The sequence below is a fragment of the Streptomyces sp. NPDC018026 genome (assembly GCF_044327745.1).
GTDB classification, from domain to species: domain Bacteria; phylum Actinomycetota; class Actinomycetes; order Streptomycetales; family Streptomycetaceae; genus Streptomyces; species Streptomyces rubrogriseus.
Window position 1 is genome coordinate 1 of the sequence record NZ_JBIRFY010000018.1, and the last position, 13,881, is coordinate 13,881.

The 13,881-nt window shown below is 70.5% G+C and carries 12 protein-coding genes and 1 rRNA gene; 4 read left to right on the forward strand and 9 right to left on the reverse strand.

What is annotated here, in order from left to right:
• A 5S ribosomal RNA gene (gene rrf, locus ACH4D3_RS36075) occupies positions 1-87 on the forward strand; the annotation flags it as partial.
• Positions 88-161: 74 nt separating this feature from the next.
• Here rrf and ACH4D3_RS36080 read toward each other — a convergent pair.
• Positions 162-830: a response regulator gene (locus ACH4D3_RS36080; RefSeq protein ID WP_398331424.1), complete on the reverse strand. Its 669-nt coding sequence runs from the start codon at positions 828-830 to the stop codon at positions 162-164.
• The gene (locus tag ACH4D3_RS36085) at positions 827-2,095 is read right to left on the reverse strand and encodes a sensor histidine kinase (protein ID WP_398331427.1); all 1,269 of its coding nucleotides are present in this window, start codon (positions 2,093-2,095) and stop codon (positions 827-829) included. The genes ACH4D3_RS36080 and ACH4D3_RS36085 overlap by 4 nt, the downstream gene beginning before the upstream one ends.
• Before the next feature lie 94 nt (positions 2,096-2,189).
• Here ACH4D3_RS36085 and ACH4D3_RS36090 point away from each other — a divergent pair, with 94 nt between their 5' ends.
• Positions 2,190-2,750: a GNAT family N-acetyltransferase gene (locus ACH4D3_RS36090; RefSeq protein ID WP_398331430.1), complete on the forward strand. Its 561-nt coding sequence runs from the start codon at positions 2,190-2,192 to the stop codon at positions 2,748-2,750.
• A 20-nt stretch (positions 2,751-2,770) separates the two neighbouring features.
• Here the strand turns inward: ACH4D3_RS36090 and ACH4D3_RS36095 are convergent, their stop codons facing one another.
• From ACH4D3_RS36095 to ACH4D3_RS36120, 6 genes are all read right to left on the reverse strand, one after another.
• Positions 2,771-4,279, reverse strand: a complete 1,509-nt coding sequence (locus ACH4D3_RS36095; RefSeq protein ID WP_398331433.1) for a type IV secretory system conjugative DNA transfer family protein — start codon at positions 4,277-4,279, stop codon at positions 2,771-2,773.
• Between the two features lie 55 nt (positions 4,280-4,334).
• Entirely contained in the window at positions 4,335-5,750 is a 1,416-nt protein-coding gene (locus ACH4D3_RS36100) for an ATP-binding protein (protein ID WP_003974843.1), read from the reverse strand.
• Positions 5,751-5,762: 12 nt separating this feature from the next.
• Complete coding sequence (locus ACH4D3_RS36105; RefSeq protein ID WP_398331436.1) at positions 5,763-7,322, reverse strand: SCO6880 family protein; 1,560 nt, start codon at positions 7,320-7,322, stop codon at positions 5,763-5,765.
• Positions 7,319-8,644 (reverse strand): hypothetical protein, encoded by a 1,326-nt coding sequence (locus tag ACH4D3_RS36110; protein WP_398331439.1) that lies wholly within the window; start codon positions 8,642-8,644, stop codon positions 7,319-7,321. The genes ACH4D3_RS36105 and ACH4D3_RS36110 overlap by 4 nt, the downstream gene beginning before the upstream one ends.
• Complete coding sequence (locus ACH4D3_RS36115) at positions 8,634-9,434, reverse strand: hypothetical protein (protein WP_398331442.1); 801 nt, start codon at positions 9,432-9,434, stop codon at positions 8,634-8,636. Before ACH4D3_RS36115 ends, ACH4D3_RS36110 begins: the two co-directional genes overlap by 11 nt.
• A 166-nt stretch (positions 9,435-9,600) precedes the next feature.
• The gene (locus ACH4D3_RS36120; protein ID WP_019526682.1) at positions 9,601-9,909 is read right to left on the reverse strand and encodes a hypothetical protein; all 309 of its coding nucleotides are present in this window, start codon (positions 9,907-9,909) and stop codon (positions 9,601-9,603) included.
• 347 nt (positions 9,910-10,256) lie between these two features.
• Here ACH4D3_RS36120 and tgdA point away from each other — a divergent pair, with 347 nt between their 5' ends.
• Both tgdA and ACH4D3_RS36130 read left to right on the forward strand, forming a co-directional pair.
• The gene (tgdA, locus tag ACH4D3_RS36125) at positions 10,257-11,276 is read left to right on the forward strand and encodes a transglycosylase TgdA (protein ID WP_398331445.1); all 1,020 of its coding nucleotides are present in this window, start codon (positions 10,257-10,259) and stop codon (positions 11,274-11,276) included.
• A 206-nt stretch (positions 11,277-11,482) separates the two neighbouring features.
• The gene (locus tag ACH4D3_RS36130; protein WP_398331448.1) at positions 11,483-12,199 is read left to right on the forward strand and encodes a phosphatase PAP2 family protein; all 717 of its coding nucleotides are present in this window, start codon (positions 11,483-11,485) and stop codon (positions 12,197-12,199) included.
• A gap of 3 nt (positions 12,200-12,202) precedes the next feature.
• On the opposite strand, the gene ACH4D3_RS36135 is transcribed toward ACH4D3_RS36130, so the two are convergent.
• Positions 12,203-13,780 carry an FAD-binding oxidoreductase gene (locus tag ACH4D3_RS36135; protein ID WP_398331451.1) on the reverse strand — a complete coding sequence of 526 codons (1,578 nt, stop codon included), beginning with the start codon at positions 13,778-13,780 and terminating at the stop codon, positions 12,203-12,205.
• Positions 13,781-13,881 lie beyond the last annotated feature (101 nt).

Below are 13,881 nucleotides of genomic sequence, written 5' to 3' on the forward strand. Positions count from 1 at the left end.
GGTTACATTTCGAACCCGGAAGCTAAGCCTTACAGCGCCGATGGTACTGCAGGGGGGACCCTGTGGGAGAGTAGGACGCCGCCGAACAATTATTGCTGGGAGACCCCGCACCGGGAACGGTGCGGGGTTTTCTGCGTTTTACCCCGTTTTACCCCCGGTTTCTAGCCCACCAGCTTTGTTTCATAGGCCAGGATGACCGCCTGGACGCGGTCCCTCGATCCCGTCTTTGCCAGGATGCGGCCCACGTGTGTCTTCACCGTGGACTCGGCGAGGTGGAGGCGCTCGGCTATCTCCGTGTTGGTCCAGCCCTGGCCCATGACGCGCAGGATTTCGGTTTCGCGTTCGGTCAGTGGGGTCAGGCGCGGATCGGGGGATCCGGGCGCGTGGTCCGGTGGGCTGGTGGCCGGCAGGTGGTGGACGTACGCGTCGAGCAGGCGGCGGGTCAGGCTCGGGGCGACCACCGCGTCGCCCGTGGCCACCGCGCGGATGCCGGAGAGGAGTTCCTCCGGCTGGGCGTCCTTGACCAGGAAGCCGGAGGCGCCGGCGCGCAGGCCTGAGTAGGCGTACTCGTCCAGGTCGAAGGTGGTGAGGATGAGGACGCGGCTGCGGCCGCCGTCCGCGACGATGCGGCGGGTCGCCTCGATGCCGTCCAGGCCGGGCATGCGGACGTCCATGAGGACGACGTCGGGGCGGAGTTCGGCGGCCATCCGGGTCGCTTCGGCGCCGTTGGCCGCCTCGCCCACGACCGTCATGTCGTCCTGGCTCTCCAGAAGCATGCGGAAGCCGAAGCGCTGGAGGGGCTGGTCGTCGGCGATGAGGACGGTGGTCACTGCGGGGATTCCTCCGGTAGGTGCAGGTGGACGCGCCAGCCCCGCTCGGGTGCCGGGCGTGGACCGGCCTCAAGTGTGCCCCCGTACAGGGACGTGCGCTCGCGCATCCCCGGCAGGCCGCGGCCGCCGGTCGGGGCGGGGGACTGGGGCGGAGTCGCCCGGCCCGTGTCGGTGACGGTGAGGGTGGCGGCGCCGTCCGTCCCGTAGGAGAGGTCGATGTGGGCGGTCGCGTCGGGGCCGGCGTGCTTGAGGGTGTTGGTGAGAGCTTCCTGGATGACGCGGTAGAGGGTCAGCTGGCGGCCCTCGGGGAGGGTGGGCTCGCCTTTGACGGTCTTGTGGACGGGCAGCCCGGCCCGGCGGACGCCGTCCAGAAGGCGGTCGAGGTCGGTGAGGGCCGGCTGTGGGGCCAGTTCGGGTGCCGCGCCGTCCTGGGCGTCGTCGCGCAGGACGTCCAGGAGGCGGCGGAGTTCGCCCAGCGCCTGTCGGCTGGTGGTGCCGATGGCGTCGAGGGCCTGGGCGGCGCGGTCCGGGGACTTGGCGGCGGCGTAGCGGCCGCCGTCGGCGAGGCCCGTGATGACGGAGAGGTTGTGGCCGATGATGTCGTGCATCTCCCTGGCTATGCGGGCGCGTTCGGCGGCGGCGGCGAGCCGGACCTGCTGGTCGCGTTCGGTCTCCAGGCGGCGGGCACGGTCCTCCAGGGCTTCGGTGTAGCCGCGCCGGGTGCGCACGGTGATGCCGATGAGAGCGGCCACGCCGACGGCGACGAGCTGCGAGCCGAGCTGCTGGTTCCAGGAGCTCGTGCTGTCCCCGTAGCGGGCGACCGAGACACAGGTCGGCGCGGTCACCACGGCCACCGCCCACCAGAGGTTGCGCAGCGGCAGGCGCAGGGCGATGTGGTGGACGAGGAGGAGTTGGAGCAGGGCGGCCTGGAGGGCGGCGCCCGACCATGCGCTCACCAGTGCCGCGGGCAGCGTGAGGAGGAGGGCGCCCCGGGGGTGGCTGCGGCGCCACACGACGGGGACGGAGAGGGCGAGGCTGAGCACGACGACGAGGACGACGGGGACGTCGGGGTCGTGGGCGACGCTGCGCCAGCCGTCGCCGGTCCCGTCGATCAGGGCGGCCAGGACCCAGAAGCCGGTGAGTGTGAGGTCCCACAGGAGCGGATGGCGGTGGTCGAAGGCGCGGATCCGTCGGTTGACGCGCTGGACGTGGTCGGTGACGGGTTCGGCGGCTCGGTCTTCCGGTACCGGCTTCACGGGCTCCATCCGACCATGGTCGGGGGTACGAGCGCCACGGGCGTCCGTCCGGGGGCCGTATATGAGATGAGGGGCGTAGTACCCGGGTATTACGGTGGCCGGCATGACTGCCTCGGTCCCCGGTGACTACGTGATCCGTTCCATACGCGCCGACGAGTGGCGTGCGGTGAAGGAGCTGAGGCTGCGCGCGCTGCGGGACCCGGTCGCGGATCTCGCGTACCTGGACACGTACGAGGAAGCCGCCGTGCGGCCGGACTCCTTCTGGCAGGAGCGGGCGGCCGGAGGCGCCGAGGGGGCCACCGGGGCGCAGCAGCTCGTTGCCGTGGGGCCCGGCGGGCTGTGGCTCGGCACGCTGAGCGTGTTCGTGGAGGAGGCCGGGACGACGGACTGGGCCGGGTTCCCGGTGGAGCGGCGGCAGGGACATGTCGTCGGGGTGTTCGTACGGCCCGAGTGGCGGGGGAGCGGGCTGACCAAGGCGCTGTTCGACGCCGGTCTCGAATGGGCGTGGGCGAACGGCGTCGAGAGGATGCGGCTCATCGTGCATCCCGACAACGGGCGGGCACAGGGGGCCTACCGGAAGGCGGGGTTCGCGCCGAGCGGGCGGACGGTGCCGCTGGAGGGCGGGCCCGGGGACCACGAGTTGGAGTACGTGCTCGAGCGCTGACCGGGTCCGGCGTCCTTCCGTCAGACGGGCAGTTCGTCGTGGGGCCAGCGGGCGCGGGCCTGTTCGCGGGAGCGGAGCAGGGCCAGGGTCGGCATGCCGATGTCCGTGCCGGTGGCCAGCAGCTCCGGGAGCTGGGGCAGCGGGGCGACGGCCGCGACGTCGTCCAGGACGAGCGTCATTGGTGGGTCGAGGCGACCGGAGGATGACCGTTCGGCCATGCGCCGGCCGCGCTCGACCACGCTGGAGACGAGCGCCGTCAGCAGCGGCATCGCGCCCGGGCTCGTGCGGGGGTCCTCAATGGATTCACCCACCACATAAAGGGTGCCCTGTTCGTGGATGAAGGAATCCAAGGCGAGGGCATCAGTTCGGTTGGGAGTGCATGCCTCGCGGATATTGACCGTGGAGAGCGCGGCGAGGGCCCGGGCGGTGAGCTGCTGGGCCATGTCCCGGCGCTCGGGGTGGGCGGTGAGGGATCCTTCGAGTTCTCCCGCGGAGCCGGGGGCGGCCTTGGGGTGGGTGCGCAGGATGCGGACGGCGTCCTGCACCTGGAGGCCCTGTGACCAGCGGTGGACGTGGCGGATGGTGCGGCCGTCGATGGCGGCGGCGTGGAGGTAGCAGCGCAGCAGCAGTTCGGCCGTGTCGCCGACCGCCTGGTCGAGGCGGGCGGTGGGGCGGACGGGGGTGAGCAGGGCGGCGGCTCTGGCGGTGGCCGTCTGTCTGTCCTCGCAGCCCGCGGTGGGGGACCAGTGGAGGCGGGCGGGGGTGTCGCAGAGGTGGTTCGGGTCGTAGAGGTGGGTGGGGCCGAGTTTGGCGCGGGCGTCTTTGGTCTCCGACCACAGGGCGGGGTTGGAGGTGATGACGAGGGCGGCGCCTTCCGCGTCCCGCAGGGCGCCGGTCGCGGTCTCGTGGCGGCTGGCCTTGGGGCCGTAGTGCACCGCGCCTTCGGCGCGGTTGGCTTCCCACCCACCCACCCGTTCGCCCTTGAGCAGAGAGGCTGAGGGGTGGTCGGTCACCTGGGCCGGAGTGTGTGGAGTCACGGGGTCGTCCTGCTGCGGCGCCCTCGGGGTGGGTACCTCGTGCACCGGCACGTCAGGGAGCGGGGTCTCCCGGACGGGCGTCTCCTGCGCCACCGGTGCCGGCACTGATGGCGGCACCTCGCGCCGTCGTTGTCGTACCGCGCGCCACCGTGCCACCGTGCCCATCACGAACACCGCGAGCACCACCAGCACCATCAGCTGCCCGATGAACAGCCCCCAGAACAGCCCGTACCCGGAGAGTGCCGTCTCGGGGGCGTCCGGCCACGCGCCCGGGATGTCGTGGGGCTCGGCGATCAGTTGGCGCATGGCCTGCGGGGTGCCGGTGAAGCTGACGCCGTCGGGCCAGGAGCCGTGGGCGAACAGGGCGGACAGGCCGGTCGCGGTCCACACCAGCAGGGTCATGCCGAGGATGAAGGCCAGTATGCCGACCAGCAGGCCGTCGGGGATGCCGCCCTGGGCCGGCCGCTGATCGCGGCGGTCGTCCGGTCTCATGCGTCCGGTGCCTCTCCTCGTCCCACTGTCCTGCTGCCCTGCTGCCCTGCTGTTCCTACGCCACCGTCGATTCGGACGAGTCGCCGATGTGCTGCTCCATGAACGCCGCCGCCCGCTCCTCCGCCTCCAGCTCCGCGGCGCGCAGGGCGTCGTCGGTCAGGTGGTCGGCGGAGGACTCGGTCATCGCGCGGTCGGTGAAGACCAGGGGGCGTTCGGTCTCGGTGATCAGGTGTTTGACCACCTGGACGTTGCCGTTGACGTCCCAGACCGCGATGCCGGGGGTGAGGGAGGGGATGATCTCCACCGCCCAGCGGGGCAGGCCGAGGACGCGTCCGGTGGCCCGGGCCTCGTCGGCCTTCTGGGCGTAGATGGTGCGGGTGGAGGCCATCTTGAGGATGGCCGCGGCCTCTCTGGCGGCGGCCCCGTCGACGACGTCGGACAGGTGGTGGACCACCGCCACGAACGACAGACCGAGCCGGCGCCCGAACTTCAGCAGCCGCTGGAACAGCTGCGCCACGAACGGGCTGTTGATGATGTGCCAGGCCTCCTCGACCAGGAAGATGCGCTTCTTCCGGTCGGGGCGGATCCAGGTGTGCTCCAGCCAGACGCCCACGATGGCCATGAGGATGGGCATCGCGATGGAGTTGCGGTCGATGTGGGACAGGTCGAAGACGATCAGCGGGGCGTCGAGGTCGATGCCGACGGTCGTCGGGCCGTCGAACATGCCGCGCAGGTCGCCGTCGACGAGCCGGTCGAGGACCAGCGCCACGTCCAGGCCCCAGGCCCGTACGTCGTCTATGGCGACGTTCATCGCCTCGGCGGACTCCGGCTCGGGGTGGCGGAGCCGCTCGACGATGTCGGTGAGGACCGGCTGGCGTTCGACGATGGTCTCGTTGACGTAGGCGTGCGCGACCTTGAGGGCGAAGCCGGAGCGCTCGTCCAGGCCGTGGCCCATGGCGACCTCGATGATCGTCCGGAGCAGCGCCAGCTGGCCCGTCGTGGTGATCGCCGGGTCGAGGGGGTTGAGCCGGATGCCGTGGTCCAGGGCGGCCATCGGGTCGAGGCGGATGGGAGTTATGCCCAGCTCCTCGGCGATGAGGTTCCACTCGCCGACGCCGTCCTCGCCCTGGGCGTCCAGGACGACGACCTGGCGGTCGCGGAAGCGGAGCTGGCGCAGGACGTACGTCTTCTCCAGGGCCGACTTGCCGTTTCCCGACTCCCCGAGCACCAGCCAGTGCGGGGCGGGGAGCTGCTGGCCGTACAGCTGGAAGGGGTCGTAGATGTAGCCCTTGCCGGAGTAGACCTCGCGGCCGATGATCACGCCGGAGTCGCCGAGGCCGGGGGCGGCCGTGGGCAGGTAGACCGCCTGGGCCTGGCCGGTGGACGTGCGGACGGGGAGGCGGGTCGTCTCCACCTTCCCGAACAGGAAGGACGTGAAGGCGTCGGTGAGGACGGTCAGCGGGTCCCGCATCAGGCTCAGCCCCTACCTTCGGATGCCGGTGGCGAACGGAAGAGTGTTCACGAAGGCGCGATGGTGCTCACGGTCGCACCACTCCAGTTTCAGGTACGACTTTCCGGCCGACGCCCTTATCGTCCGCTTGTCGCGGGCCAGGGCCTCGGGGGTGCGGGAGGAGACGGTGATGTAGCCGACCAGGTTGACGCCGGCCGCGCCGCTGGCGAGGTCCTCGCCGCGCTGGTCGAGACGGCCGTGGGCGGCGATGTCGCGGGGGTCCACGGTCCGGTTCATCTTGGCGGCGCGGGACGCCTCGGCGTCGTCGTTGGTCTTCTCGGTCAGCATGCGCTCGATGGCGACCTCGGTGGGTTCGAGGTCCATCGTGACGGCGACGGTGCGGATCACGTCCGGGGTGTGGACGAGGAGGGGGGCCAGGAAGTTGACGCCCACCGGGGTCATCGGCCACTCCTTGATCCAGGCGGTGGCGTGGCACCAGGGCGCGCGGGTGGCGGACTCGCGGGTCTTGGCCTGGAGGTAGGTGGGCTCCATGGCGTCCAGCTCGGCCGGCCAGGCGTTGCGCTTGGTCATCGCCTGGATGTGGTCGATCGGGTGGTCCGGGTCGTACATGGCGTGGACGAGGGAGGCGAGCCGGCCCTGGCCCAGCGGCTGGCGTACGCGGATGTCGGCTTCCTGGAGGCGGGAGCAGATGTCGGTCAGCTCGCGCGCCATGACGACCGCGAGCCCGGCGTCCCGGTCCAGCTTGCGCCCGGTGTGCGGGCGGGCGGCGCGGGCCATGGTGTGCGCCTCGGCGGCCAGCTCGCGGTTGTAGTGCATGCAGGCGATGAGATAGGCGCGGTGCTGCTCGCTGCTGGTGGACACCATCGACTGGAGCTGCTCGTACGACTGCCGCAGCCACGGCGCCGACTTCTCGTCGCCGCGCTGGAAGACGTCCTTGGCGTGCGCGTCGGGGTCGGCCGGGAGGGTGCGGGCGAGCATCTGGATGCGGGTGACGAAGCCGTCGCCGTTGGCCACGTGCTTGAGCAGGGTGCCGAAGCGGTCGACGAGGGCTTCCTGGTCCTCGGAGTCGCGCAGGCCGACGCCGGGCCCCTCGATCTCGATGGCGGCCGTCACGGTCTTGCGGTCGGCGTGCAGCAGTACGGCGATCTCGTCGGGCCCGAAGGGCGCCGCCAGCCAGGAGATGCGGCCGATGCCGGGCGGCGGGCCGATCTCGATCTCGCGGCCGTCGATCCTGGTACCGGCCTCGATGGCGCCGGAGCGGTACGTGGTGCCCCTGCGGAGGGTGCGCTTGTAGCTGCGGTTGATCTCGAACCACCGGTAGAACGTGCGGTGGTTGTACGGCACGTAGACCGCCGCCAGCGCGAGCATCGGGAAGCCGCAGAGCAGCACGATGCGCAGGGACAGGACGGGGACGAGGAGCCCGCACATCATGCCGAGGAACGCGCCCGCGACGATCAGCGCGATCTCACCGGTCTCGCGATTGCGGCCGACGATCGCGTTCGGCCGGGCGCGGCCGATCAGATACGTACGGCGGGGCGTGACCGTATGGGACACCTGGGACTCGGTCGTCAACGCCCGTCACCTCCTGTGCTCTTGCTGTTGCGGGTGTTGCTGGCGTGCGGTGTGTTCACCGGGCTGCCGGAGCGCGGTGCGGGTGCGGCGGAGGGGACACTTCCGCCGCCGCCGTTCGAGGGGCGAGAGCTGTGCGCGGCGACTCCGCCGGAGGCGGGGTTCGAGGGGCGGGCGGGCGCGGCGGACGAGGACTGTCCGCCGCCGTCACCGCCGCCGCGGCCGCTGTGGGTTCTGATGCCCTGTGCGACCAGGTTCGCCGGGGAGCTGATCACGGCCGCGGCCTTGCCCTCGGCACCCTGCATGATGCGGTTGTTGCGGCCGTTGGCGATCTCGTCGCCGAAGCCGGGGACGAAGCGGTAGATCATCGCCGAGGCGAAGATCGCGAGCAGGATGATGGCGAGGCCGGACACGATGGCGGCCACGGAGTCGGGCCCGTCCTCCGTGGTCAGCGCGCCGGCGAGGCCCAGCACGATGACGATCACCGGCTTGACCATGATCACGGCGATCATGATGCCGGCCCAGCGGCGGACGTGGCCCCACAGGTTCTTGTCGACCAGGCCGGCGTAGACGACGACACCGAGCAGGGCGCCGACGTAGAGCAGGACGGCGCGCAGGTACAGCTCCAGGTAGAGGACGCCCGCGGCGACGATCGACACGAACGACACCAGGATCAGCATGATCGGGCCGCCGCCTATGTCGTTGCCCTGCTGCAGCGCCTGGGAGAACGTGCCGAAGAAGGTGTCCGTCTGGTCGCCGGTGCCCTTGGCGAGGACGTCGGTGACGGCGTCGGTGGCCGACACGACCGTGTACAGGATCAGCGGTGTGAAGGCCGACGCCAGGACGGTGAGCCAGAGGAACCCGACGGCCTCGGAGAGCGCGGTGGTGAGCGGGACGCCGCGGACGGCACGCTTGGCCACCGCGAGCAGCCAGAGGATCAGGGTCAGGAACGCGGACGCCGCGAAGACGACGGCGTACTGCTTGAGGAACGTGTTGTTCGTGAAGTCGACGTCGGCGGTGTTCTTGACGGCGTCGCTGAGCGTGTCGACGGTCCAGGCGGCAGCGTCGGCACAGCCCTTGGCGAGGGAGGAGAGGGGGTCGAGGGTGGAGGGGAGCGTGTCGGGGGCCCCACCACCACCGGACCCACCGCCTTCGCCTCGTTCGCAGTAGTCCTTGGCGGGGCCGTGGATCAGGTCGCAGGGGTCATCGCTCGGCGAGGGCGTCGGAGTAGGGGCGGCGAAAGTGCGGGTGGCGAAGAGGAAGGCCGCTGTCTGCACGGCCGCGACGACGCCGGTCAGTTCGAATACGCGGCGGTTAGCGCGCATACGTGAACCCTCCGTACTCCTGGACGGCCTTGGCCATCTCGTCCGCGGTGGATGCCTTGTCGTCGCCGGGAATTGGCGCGGGGCCGTCCTTCTGCGAGTGCGTCACGATCTTCCAGTCATCATTGACCCACGTAAGCTGCATGGTGATGGTGAACCAGCTGCTCGTGACTGGGGACGTGGAGTTCCGACCCGCGAGGCCGAGAAGGCCGCTGCACCAGACCTCGACGGTCGTGCTGTCGGCTGCGCTCTCGGTGACCTTGGTGCCGATCGGGCTCGTGCGAGACACGAAGGTGTAGCCCTTGGGTGTCGAGCCGTCCTTGTTGAGGCCGACATTCTGGTTGAACTCTGGGCTGTATGCCTTGTCCAGGGTGGCCTCGAAGTCTGCCACTCTGTCGGGAACGATGATGGACTGCAGGATGGCGTCCCGCTTCGCCTTGTCGAACATCCCGTCAGAACCCAGTGCCACCGCGTAGTTCGCCGCCGCGCTCTGTGCTCCCTGCGCGTCGTGGGCGAAGCCCGACTGGACCGGACGTGTTCCCGAAGGCGCCGTCGCCGAGGTCTTCGGCTTGTCTCCGTCTCCGTCCTCCCCGGATGCGGAATCGCTTCCTCCACGGTTCGCGAAGGCGATCGCGGCGATGAGGAGGACGACGACGCCGACCACGGTGACCAGGCTGCGCGAGGAGGAGCGGCCGCCGCGTCGGGGGCCGCCCTCGTCCTCGGGCAGCCGGAGCCGCGTCTGACCGGCGCCGCCGTAATCGCCGGACGACTGGTGATCGTCTCCGAGACTCATGCCGCGTACGCCCCCTCGACGTCGGGTCGGCCGTGTACGTACGACGGTAGCCGTGCTGGGTCCCGCTCGGGCGCGGTGTTATGACTCGACATCAGGGAAACGCAACCTCAGCCGGTTGGCACGACGGGCGGGTGGGATGGAGGGGGAGGAACGGATGTCTGCCGGGCTACACGGCCATCCCGTACACGATGGTGAAGAGCGTGCCGAGCGAGCCGATGATGAACACGCCCGTCAGGCCCGCGATGATCAGGCCCTTGCCCTGCTCCGCGCTGAAGGTGTCCCGGAGTGCGGTGGCACCGATGCGCTGCTTGGCGGCGCCCCAGATGGCGATGCCGAGGCAGAGCAGGATGGCCACGGCCATGACCACCTCGATCATCACCTTGGCCTCGTTGCCCAGGCTGCCGAAGGGGCCCCAGTCCGGAGCGATCCCCCCGATGATGGTGTTGATGTCTCCCTCGTCGGCCGCAAAGAGCATGTAAGTCACCGCCCCTGTTGGGTAGTTCCGCGCCCTCTGCGGACATGCAGAGGTCAAGCCTCATTGTCGCCGACGATGACGCCGTCGCATGTCGCCTTGGCGTCATTGTTTGGCGGGTTTCGTGCGAACAGCTTGTCACCGTCCGGCGCCGGCTGGTCAGTCGGCTCCTTGACGGCTTCTGGTGGTCGTATCGTCACTCTGTGTATCACGGCGGGGCATGGCTGGCAACGATGCGTAAGCGAAACCTGTGGTGCGGTTCGGTCGTTAGGCCCTGATGCGGTGTCAGTACTTGGCGCAAAAGCTGACCCGCGCGACATGGCCGGGAAACGGCACTGAACGGCGTGTCCATGGGGGATGGTTGGGGCATGCGCAAGATGTGGGTCGGTGCCGGTGTCGCGGTCGCCCTGGGGATGGGCTTCGTGATGCTGCTCGTCGTGGGTGTCTACCTCGTCGCCGGGAACCTGGCCGGCGGTGCGGGCGGCGAGGCCAAGAAGCTCGCCAAGGGGAGCGTGCCCGCGGTGTACCAGCCGATCGTGCAGAAGTGGGGCAATCTCTGCCCGGCCATCAACCCCGCGCTGCTCGCCGCCCAGTTGTACCAGGAGAGCGGGTTCGACCCGAAGGCCCGGAGCGCGGCGGCGGCGCAGGGGATAGCGCAGTTCATTCCCGGCACGTGGGCCGTGCACGGGGTCGACGGCGACGGGGACGGCGACCGGGACGTGTGGGATCCCGAGGACGCGATTCCGTCGGCCGCTTCGTACGACTGTTCCCTCGCCTCCTACGTGAAGAGCGTGCCCGGCAATCCGACCGAGAACATGCTGGCCTCCTACAACGCGGGTCCCGACGCGGTGATCAGGTATCAGGGTGTGCCGCCGTACGAGGAGACCAGGAACTACGTCAAGACCATCACCACGCTGGAGAAGAGCTTCGCCGCGCCCACCACCCGGGTCGACCCGTCCGAGCAGGCCGCCGGGGCCATCGCCTACGCGCAGAAGAAGCTGGGGACGCCGTATCTGTGGGGTGGGAACGGGACCGCCGACCAGGGTGGGCGGTTCGACTGTTCGGGGCTGACCAAGGCGGCGTACGAGAGTGTGGGGATCACGCTGCCGCGGGTCGCCAACGACCAGTACAACGCGGGGCCCCATCCGGGACGGGACGAACTGCTGCCGGGGGACCTGGTGTTCTTCTCGGACGACCTCACCAACTCGCGGGCCATCCGGCACGTGGGGATCTACGTGGGCGGTGGGTACATGATCGACGCGCCGCGGACGGGGGCCGTGATCCGGTTCGACCCGATCGACACCCCCGACTACTTCGGGGCCACCCGGGTGACCGAGGATGGCGCGAAAGCGCTGCCCACCACGGTGTGAATGGGAGGGTGTGAACCCAACGTGAAACCCTGCCCTGAGCTGCGACGACGTGTCTCTCTTCGATAACGTCTGCGTGATCATTCAGTGGAGTGTGGAACGTATCAACGGGGACCGTGCGTTCCTGTTGACGTACAGCTGACCACGGGGGTGGCAGAAGAGGCGTGCGTTCGGCGCGCCGGAGGACATGACGAAGGGGCCGCAGCACCATGGCTGGACTCGCCGAATCCGGGTCGAACCCCGACGTCGAGCTGCTCTACGACATCAACGGCCTGGCCAAGGACGCGCCGCACTGGTTCGACCGGGTCATGGAGTTCGTCGGTGAGTACGGACTGCTGTTCGCGATCGTGCTGCTGGTGCTGTGGTGCTGGTGGGGTGTGCGGCGCCGCGGCGGCGAGGACGCGGCGCCGAACGTGGCGGCCCTGGTGTGGGCGCCGCTCGCGGCCGGGGTCGCGGTGCTGGTCAACGTGCCGATACGGGGTTTCGTGGAGCGGCCCCGCCCCTTCAAGTCCCATGAGGGCCTCGAAGTGCTGGTGGAGGGGAAGAACGACTTCTCGTTCGTGAGCGACCACGCCACGCTCTGCATGGCCCTGGCGGTCGGTCTGTTCGTCGCCAACCGGAAGTTCGGGATCGCCGCGATCGTGCTGGCGCTGTTCGGCGGCTTCGCCCGGGTCTACATGGGTGTCCACTACCCGACCGACGTCGTGGGCGGCTTCGCCCTCGGCACGGCCGTCGCGCTGCTGCTGTCGCCGGTGGCGATGGCCCTGCTGACGCCGCTGACCCGGGCCGTCGAGCGTTCGCCCCGGGTGGGGTGGCTGGTCAGCGCGCGGGGGCGGGCCGGTGCCGCCGGGCGCGGTGCCGTGATTCCCGGGGCACGCAAGGGGAGTGCCTCCGAGGCGTCGGGCGAGCGGGACCTCGCCGCCTGACGCTCACAGTGCCTGGGGGAAGGTGAAGACGCGGTCCGGGTCGTACTGGTGCTTCAGACGCGCCAGGCGCGGGGCCGCGTCTGCGTAGTAGGCCTTCCGCCAGTCCGTCAGATCCGGATCCGTGTAGTTCTGGTAGGCGGCGCCCGAGGCGTACGGCCGCATCGAGCCGTAGGCGGAATCCAGCCAGGACCGCGGCGCCCTTCCGCTCGTGCCCGACCGCCACGAGACAAGGTACTGGGCCAGCATCCGGGAGCGCCGGTGCACGAACGCGGTGGCCGTCGGGGAGACGCGGTTCACCGCCCCGCCGAGCGCCGTGAACGCGATGCTGCCGGCGCCGCCGCGCACCCGCGGGAGCTGCGCGAGCAGGGCCTCGATGCCGGCGGGCGGGATCGAGCGGTCGTAGAAGTCCGAGCGGGCGGCGTACGTCTCGCGGCCCAGCGAGCCCTGCGGGGAGTGGCCGGGCGCCGAGCCCGGGAGGTGGCAGCGGGCGTCGGTCGAGAAGGACGAGCAGCCCGCGTACATCTCCATCGACTCCTCGTACGTACGGCGCTTGAGGGAGACGTGGCTCGCGGAGGCGCCGATGCGGTCGGCGAGGCGGTCGACGGCGTTCTGGAGTTCGCCGTAGGTGCCGAGGGAGAAGGCTGAGACCGACAGGGTGGGGGTGTGGCCGGGGGCGGCGGCCAGGTGGAGGGAGGACCAGATCTCGTCGGGCTGGTCCGGGCCCCACTCCTGCCAGGCGCGGACGACCGCGGCCGCCTTCCGCCATGGCCAGGTCATGAACGCCGATACGGCTCTGGGCGCCGGGTGGGTGCGGAAGTGGAACTCCGTGACGATGCCGAAGTTGCCGTTGCCCGCGCCGCGCAGGGCCCAGAAGAGGTCCTTGTGCTCGCCTGTCGCGTCGGCGGTGATCTCCTTGCCGTCGGCCGTGATCAGGGTGGCCCGGGTGAGGCTGTCGCAGGTCAGGCCGTAGGCGCGGGAGACGACGCCGTGGCCGCCGCCGAGGGTGAGGCCGGAGATGCCGACGGTGGGACAGGAGCCGGCCGGGACCGTCACGCCCTTCGCGGCGAGGGCGCGGTAGACGTCGATCAGTTTGGCTCCGGCGCCGACGACCGCCTCGCCGGCGGAGGCGCGGACGCGGTTGAGTTTCGAGACGTCGACGATCAGACGGCCGTCGCCGGAGGACCAGCCGGCGTAGGAGTGGCCGCCGTTGCGGATCGCGACGGGGATGTGGTGGGCGCGGGCGTAGGAGAGGGCGGTGCGGATGTCGTCGGGGTGGGCGGCGTAGGCGACGGCGGTGGGTTCCAGGGTGTCGAAGCGGGTGTTGTAGAGCTGGTGGGCCGTCTTCCAGGTGGGGTCGCCGGGGCGGATCAGCGGGCCGTCCAGGGACTTGGCGAGGGCGGTCCAGGTGGCGGGGGCCTTGGGGGCGGGGGTGGTGCTGCCGGCGGAGGTGAGTGCGGTGCGGGTGCCGGTTGCGGTGCCTTTGGAATCGGTGCCGGGGGGCCCGTCCTTGCCCGTGCAGGCGGCTGTCGTTGCCGCCAGGGCGGCGGCCGTGGTGGTGGCCAGGAATGTGCGCCGGTGCATGTCGCCTCCGCGTCCCGTGGGGGGTCGTGGAGGGAGACGGGGGTGCGGGGGTACGGGTTCCCGGGGCGGGTGGGTGGACAGGTGTACGGCGTTGGGGGCGT

Bases quoted from the DNA above. Each gene is read 5' to 3' on its own strand.
- ACH4D3_RS36085 (WP_398331427.1), bottom strand. From the start codon at position 2,095: ATGGAGCCCGTGAAGCCGGTACCGGAAGACCGAGCCGCCGAACCCGTC.
- ACH4D3_RS36090 (WP_398331430.1), top strand. From the start codon at position 2,190: ATGACTGCCTCGGTCCCCGGTGACTACGTGATCCGTTCCATACGCGCC.
- ACH4D3_RS36095 (WP_398331433.1), bottom strand. From the start codon at position 4,279: ATGAGACCGGACGACCGCCGCGATCAGCGGCCGGCCCAGGGCGGCATC.
- ACH4D3_RS36100 (WP_003974843.1), bottom strand. From the start codon at position 5,750: ATGCGGGACCCGCTGACCGTCCTCACCGACGCCTTCACGTCCTTCCTG.
- ACH4D3_RS36110 (WP_398331439.1), bottom strand. From the start codon at position 8,644: ATGCGCGCTAACCGCCGCGTATTCGAACTGACCGGCGTCGTCGCGGCC.
- ACH4D3_RS36115 (WP_398331442.1), bottom strand. From the start codon at position 9,434: ATGAGTCTCGGAGACGATCACCAGTCGTCCGGCGATTACGGCGGCGCC.
- ACH4D3_RS36120 (WP_019526682.1), bottom strand. From the start codon at position 9,909: ATGCTCTTTGCGGCCGACGAGGGAGACATCAACACCATCATCGGGGGG.
- tgdA (WP_398331445.1), top strand. From the start codon at position 10,257: ATGGGGGATGGTTGGGGCATGCGCAAGATGTGGGTCGGTGCCGGTGTC.
- ACH4D3_RS36130 (WP_398331448.1), top strand. From the start codon at position 11,483: ATGGCTGGACTCGCCGAATCCGGGTCGAACCCCGACGTCGAGCTGCTC.
- ACH4D3_RS36135 (WP_398331451.1), bottom strand. From the start codon at position 13,780: ATGCACCGGCGCACATTCCTGGCCACCACCACGGCCGCCGCCCTGGCG.